General features: G+C 72.6%; 6 protein-coding genes and 1 tRNA gene. 4 read left to right on the plus strand and 3 right to left on the minus strand.

Going from position 1 to position 5,401, the window contains the following annotated elements; all coding sequences use genetic code 11:
* On the plus strand, positions 1 to 1,298 hold a 1,298-nt coding region (locus HG542_RS33770; protein WP_171088212.1), incomplete at its 5' end, for a tetratricopeptide repeat protein.
* 51 nt (positions 1,299 to 1,349) lie between these two features.
* Positions 1,350 to 1,423 (plus strand) — tRNA-Met (locus HG542_RS33775).
* Positions 1,424 to 1,465: 42 nt separating this feature from the next.
* On the opposite strand, the gene HG542_RS33780 is transcribed toward HG542_RS33775, so the two are convergent.
* The gene (locus HG542_RS33780; RefSeq protein ID WP_171088214.1) at positions 1,466 to 1,885 is read right to left on the minus strand and encodes a Fur family transcriptional regulator; all 420 of its coding nucleotides are present in this window, start codon (positions 1,883 to 1,885) and stop codon (positions 1,466 to 1,468) included.
* A 168-nt stretch (positions 1,886 to 2,053) separates the two neighbouring features.
* Here HG542_RS33780 and HG542_RS33785 point away from each other — a divergent pair, with 168 nt between their 5' ends.
* A complete protein-coding gene (locus HG542_RS33785) occupies positions 2,054 to 3,529 on the plus strand; it encodes a catalase (RefSeq protein ID WP_171088216.1) in 1,476 nt (491 codons plus the stop codon).
* Between the two features lie 64 nt (positions 3,530 to 3,593).
* On the opposite strand, the gene HG542_RS33790 is transcribed toward HG542_RS33785, so the two are convergent.
* On the minus strand, positions 3,594 to 3,998 hold the full coding sequence (locus HG542_RS33790) for a CBS domain-containing protein (RefSeq protein ID WP_171088218.1): 405 nt from the start codon (positions 3,996 to 3,998) through the stop codon (positions 3,594 to 3,596).
* A 130-nt stretch (positions 3,999 to 4,128) separates the two neighbouring features.
* The gene (gene hisN, locus HG542_RS33795) at positions 4,129 to 4,923 is read right to left on the minus strand and encodes a histidinol-phosphatase (RefSeq protein WP_171088220.1); all 795 of its coding nucleotides are present in this window, start codon (positions 4,921 to 4,923) and stop codon (positions 4,129 to 4,131) included.
* A gap of 127 nt (positions 4,924 to 5,050) precedes the next feature.
* Here hisN and HG542_RS33800 point away from each other — a divergent pair.
* Positions 5,051 to 5,401, plus strand: a 351-nt coding sequence (locus tag HG542_RS33800) for a TetR/AcrR family transcriptional regulator (RefSeq protein ID WP_171088223.1), incomplete at its 3' end; no start/stop codon positions are given.

Raw genomic sequence — 5,401 nt, forward strand, 5'->3', positions numbered from 1 at the left:
CCGGCGGGCTCGCCGGCGGCCTCGGCCCCGCCATCCCCCGGCAGGTGAGCGCGGGCGGCGGGGACACCTCCGTGCGCGACCTGCGCGCCCACGCGGCCAAGGGCCCGCGCACCGACGGCCCGGCCGGCGAGGCCGAGCAGTGGTACCGGCAGGCCGCCGCCCGTGGCCACCGGCGCGCCGCCCTGCACCTCGGCACCCTGCTGGAGGCACGCGGCGAGACCCAGGAGGCCGCCCGCTGGTACCTGACCTCCGCCAAGGACGGGGAGCCGCGCGCCGCCTGTGCCCTGGGCTTCCTGCTGCGCGACGCCGGGGACCTGGACAGCGCGGCCGTCTGGTGGCGCCGCGCCGCCCAGGAGGGCGACGGCAACGCGGCCAACGCGCTGGGCGCCCTGCACGCCGACCGCGGCGAGGCCCAGCAGGCCGAACGCTGGTACCGCGCCGCCCTGGACGCGGGCGACGTCAACGGCGCGTACAACCTCGGCCTGCTCTGCGCCGAGCAGGGCCGTACCGCGCAGGCCGAGCAGTGGTACCGCCGCGCCGCCTACGCCGGGCACCGGGAGGCCGCCAACGCCCTGGCCGTGCTGCTGCTCCAGGGCGGCGACCCGGCCGGCGCCGAGCCGTGGTTCTCCAAGGCCGCCGAGGCCGGCAGCGTGGACGCCGCGTTCAACCTGGGCATCCTCTACGCCGGGCGGGACGAGGAGCAGCTGGCCTTCCAGTGGTACGAGCGCGCCGCCGCGGCCGGGCACACGGAGGCGGCCCTCCAGGTCGCCATGGCCCTGCTGCGGGACGGCGGCGCCGAGGACGGGGAGGCCGAGCGGCATCTGCGCATCGCCGTGCGCGGCGGCAGCGCGGAGGCGGCGTTCCGGCTGGGCGCCCTGCTCGACCGCGACGACGACACCCGGGCGCAGAGCGAGGAGTGGTACGAGGTGGCCGCCCGGCAGGGGCACCGGCGCGCCCAGGTGCGCCTCGGCATGCTCGTCGCCGAGCGCGGCGACGTGGTCGAGGCGGCGCACTGGTACCGCGAGGCGGCCGAGGCGGGCAGCCGCAACGGGGCCTTCAACCTGGGGCTGCTGCTGGCCCGCGAGGGCAGCGAGCCGGAGGCCGCGATGTGGTGGGCCCGGGCCGCCGAGGCCGGGCACGGGCGCGCCGCCCTGCGGCTCGCCCTGCTGGCGGCCCGCCGGGGCGACCTGGCCGAGGGGCAGATGTGGTGCGCCCACGCGGTCGAGCTGGGCCCTGCGGAGGTCTCCGAGCGGGCGGCCCGGCTGCGGGACGCGCTGCAGCAGGAGCTCACGGCGTGAGGGAAGCGGTTTGCTTCTCCTGTCACGCGGGGGTTAAGGTGGGTTCACCGACGCGGGGTGGAGCAGCTCGGTAGCTCGCTGGGCTCATAACCCAGAGGTCGCAGGTTCAAATCCTGTCCCCGCTACTGCTCACGAAGGGCCCGGATCCAGTGGATCCGGGCCCTTCGTCATGCCGTGGCCGCGCAGCCGGGGCAGATGCCGCGGTACGTCACCTCGACCGCCGAGACCGTGAAGCCGAAGCGTTCGCCGGCCGGGAGGCCCGCCAGCAGGTCGCCGGCCGGGTGGACGTCGCGGATCGTGCCGCAGCGGGAGCACACCAGGTGCTGGTGCGCGTGGTGTGCGTTGGGGTCGTAGCGCTTGGCGCGGCCGTCCGTGCTCACCTCGAGGACCTCGCCGAGGGAGACCAGCTCCCCGAGCGTGTTGTACACCGTCGCGCGCGAGATCTCCGGCAGCAGCTCGGCAGCCCTGGCGTGGACCTCGTCCGCGGTGTAGTGGACGTGGTCCCCGTCGAGCACTTCCGCGACGACGCGCCGCTGTGCGGTCAGCCGCCAGCCACGTCCCCGGAGCCGTTCCAGCAGGTCACTCATGCCATTCACCTATCAGTCAGATAGGACCAGCGTAGCAGTGGCCCTCGTCCATCCATGGATTCGGTCTTCAGGTTGCTCTCATCTTGACTTGGACTAAGTCCAATGTAGGATCGCTTTCGAGACGAGGCCAGACGGCCCGGCGAGGCAGTCGAGACGACGGAGGCATACGTGACGGCGAACGGCGAGGCGGCAACGACCACGGGCCCGCTGACCACGGAGTCCGGAGCTCCGGTCGCGGACAACCAGAACAGCGAGACCGCGGGCGTCGGCGGCCCCGTCCTGGTGCAGGACCAGCTGCTGATGGAGAAGCTCGCGCACTTCAACCGCGAGCGCATCCCGGAGCGCGTCGTGCACGCCCGCGGCGCCGGTGCGTACGGCACGTTCACGGTGACCGCGGACGTCACCCGGTACACCAGGGCGAAGTTCCTCTCCGAGGTGGGCAAGCAGACGGAGACGTTCCTGCGCTTCTCCACCGTCGCGGGCAACCTCGGCTCGGCGGACGCGGTGCGCGACCCCCGCGGCTTCGCGCTCAAGTTCTACACCGAGGAGGGCAATTACGACCTCGTCGGCAACAACACCCCGGTGTTCTTCATCAAGGACGCCATCAAGTTCCCGGACTTCATCCACACCCAGAAGCGCGACCCGTACACCGGCTCCCAGGAGGCGGACAACGTCTGGGACTTCTGGGGCCTGTCGCCCGAGTCCACCCACCAGGTGACCTGGCTCTTCGGCGACCGCGGCATCCCGGCCTCGTACCGCCACATGAACGGCTACGGCTCGCACACGTACCAGTGGAACAACGAGGCCGGCGAGGTCTTCTGGGTCAAGTACCACTTCAAGACCGACCAGGGCATCAAGAACCTGACCGCGGCCGAGGCCGCCCGGGTCGCCGGCGAGGACCCCGACAGCCACCAGCGGGACCTGCGCGAGGCCATCGACCGCGGCGAGTTCCCGAGCTGGACCGTGCAGGTGCAGATCATGCCCGCGGAGGAGGCGGCGCACTACCGCTTCAACCCCTTCGACCTCACCAAGGTGTGGCCGCACGAGGACTACCCGCCGATCGAGATCGGCAAGCTGGAGCTCAACCGCAACCCCGACAACATCTTCGCCGAGGTCGAGCAGTCGATCTTCTCCCCGGCGCACTTCGTCCCGGGCATCGGCCCGTCGCCCGACAAGATGCTGCAGGGCCGGCTCTTCGCCTACGGCGACGCCCACCGCTACCGCGTCGGCATCAACGCCGACCACCTGCCGGTCAACCGCCCGCACGCCACCGTCGCGCGCACCAACGGCCGGGACGGCTACGCCTACGACGGCCGCCACGGCCGGGCGAAGAACTACGAGCCGAACAGCTTCGGCGGCCCCGTCCAGACGGACCGCCCGCTGTGGCAGCCGTCCCCCGTCACCGGGCCGACGGGCACCCACCCCGCCCCCGTGCACGCCGAGGACAACGACTTCGTCCAGGCGGGCAACCTCTACCGGCTGATGTCCGAGCCGGAGAAGGAGCGCCTGATCGCCAACCTCGCCGGCTTCATCGCCAAGGTCTTGCGCGACGACATCGTCGAGCGGGCGATCGGCAACTTCCGCCAGGCGGACCCCGACTACGGCAAGCGACTGGAAGCCGCTGTCCAGGCCCTGAGGGGCTGACGGACGCTTGCCGTACCCACCGAAGAGGCCGGACGCCATGGGGCTCCGGCCTCTTCGGCCGTTCTCAGCGCGCCGCCAGCGCGCCCGCCGACGTCCGCTGCGGCACCCAGCAGCGCAGGATGTCGCGCACCGACACCACCCCCACGGCCTCGTGGCGGTCGAGGACGATCAGGTGCCGGAAGCCGCCGTGCGCCATCGCGGCGGCGGCCTCCTCCAGGGTCCACCCGGGGGCCGCGAAGACCACATCGGTCGTCGTGTGGCCCTGGGCCTTCTCGCGGTCCGGGTCCAGCCCGGCCCCCACCGCGTTGAGGACATCGCGTTCGGTGAGGATGCCGAGGCCGCCGGCATCGGGGTCGAGGACGACGGCGGCACCGACCTTGCGCTCGGACATCAGCCGCGCTGCCTGCCGGAGCGTGTGTGCGGGACCGATGGTGAGGATCACCGTGCTCATGGCGTCGCGGACGAGCATGGCCTTCAGCCACCTCCTTGGCGGACCGTGAAACCCGAACAGGGATTCACAAGTTCACAAGCATCGGGGTGTCATCTTCACACGCCGTCAGGAGGCGGACAAGAGGTGTCCGGTGGAGGAAAGGGGGAGTTTACGACCCGAGGTAGCGCAGCAGTTCGTCGTGCAGCAGGCCGTTCGACGCCGCGGCGTTGCCGCTGTGCGGCCCCGGCGCCCCGTCCAGCCCGGTGAACCGGCCGCCCGCCTCCTCGACGATGACCACGTTCGCCGCCATGTCCCACAGCGACAGCTCCGGCTCCGCGCAGATGTCCACCGAGCCCTCGGCGACCATCATGTACGGCCAGAAGTCGCCGTAGCCGCGCGTGCGCCAGCAGTTCCGGGTGAGGTCCAGGAAGCCCGGCAGCCTGCCGCGCTCCTCCCAGCCCGAGAGCGAGGAGTACGCGAAGGACGCGTCCTCGATCCGCCCGACCCGCGAGACCTGCAGCCGCGTCGCCGAGGAGAGGCTGCGCCCGGTGTATGCGCCGGAGCCCTGCGCCGCCCACCAGCGGCGGCCCAGCGCCGGGGCCGAGACGACGCCCACCACCGGGTGGTAGCCGCCCGGGCCGTGCACCATGAGCGAGATGAGCGTGGCCCACACCGGCACCCCGCGCACATAGTTCTTGGTGCCGTCGATCGGGTCGATCACCCAGCGGCGCGGGCCGGCGCCCTCGCTGCCGTACTCCTCGCCCAGCACCGCATCGCGCGGCCGGGCCCGCTGCAGCTGGCCGCGGATCAGTTCCTCGGCGGCCTTGTCCGCCTCGCTCACCGGAGTCATGTCCGGTTTGGTCTCGACCTTGAGGTCCAGGGCCTTGAACCGGTCCATGGTCGCCGCATCGGCGGCGTCCGCCAGCACATGGGCCAGACGCAGATCATCGTGGTAGTCGGACATGGCAAGCACACTACCCGCGGCCCCGCTCCCGGCACGTGCGGCCCGCCCGTGGGTCTTGACACCGTCTGGCGGTACGTCAATTCTGTGGCCACGACCGTCGTGCGGCCGAACGGCCCAGGAGGCGACGATGCCCGCGGCACGAGAACTCTTGCTGGACGCGGCCTTCACGGCGCTCGGCGCCCGGCCCTGGCACGGGGTCCGGATGGTCGACGTCGCGGCCGCGGCCGGGGTCTCCCGGCAGACGCTGTACAACGAATTCGGCAGCAAGGACGGCCTGGCGCGCGCCCTGGTGCGCCGCGAGGCCGACTCCTTCCTCGCCGGGGCGGAACGTTCCCTCGCCGACACCGCCCGCGACGGCGCCGACGCGGGTGACTGCTGCGCCGCCCTCGCCCTGTGGACGCTGCGTGCCGCGCGGGCCAACCCGCTGGTGCGGGCCGCGCTCACCGGCTGCCGCGGCGAGCGGCTGCCGGCCGCCGCC

This window comes from Streptomyces morookaense (assembly GCF_013030945.1).
Classification (GTDB): Bacteria; Actinomycetota; Actinomycetes; order Streptomycetales; family Streptomycetaceae; genus Streptomyces; species Streptomyces morookaensis.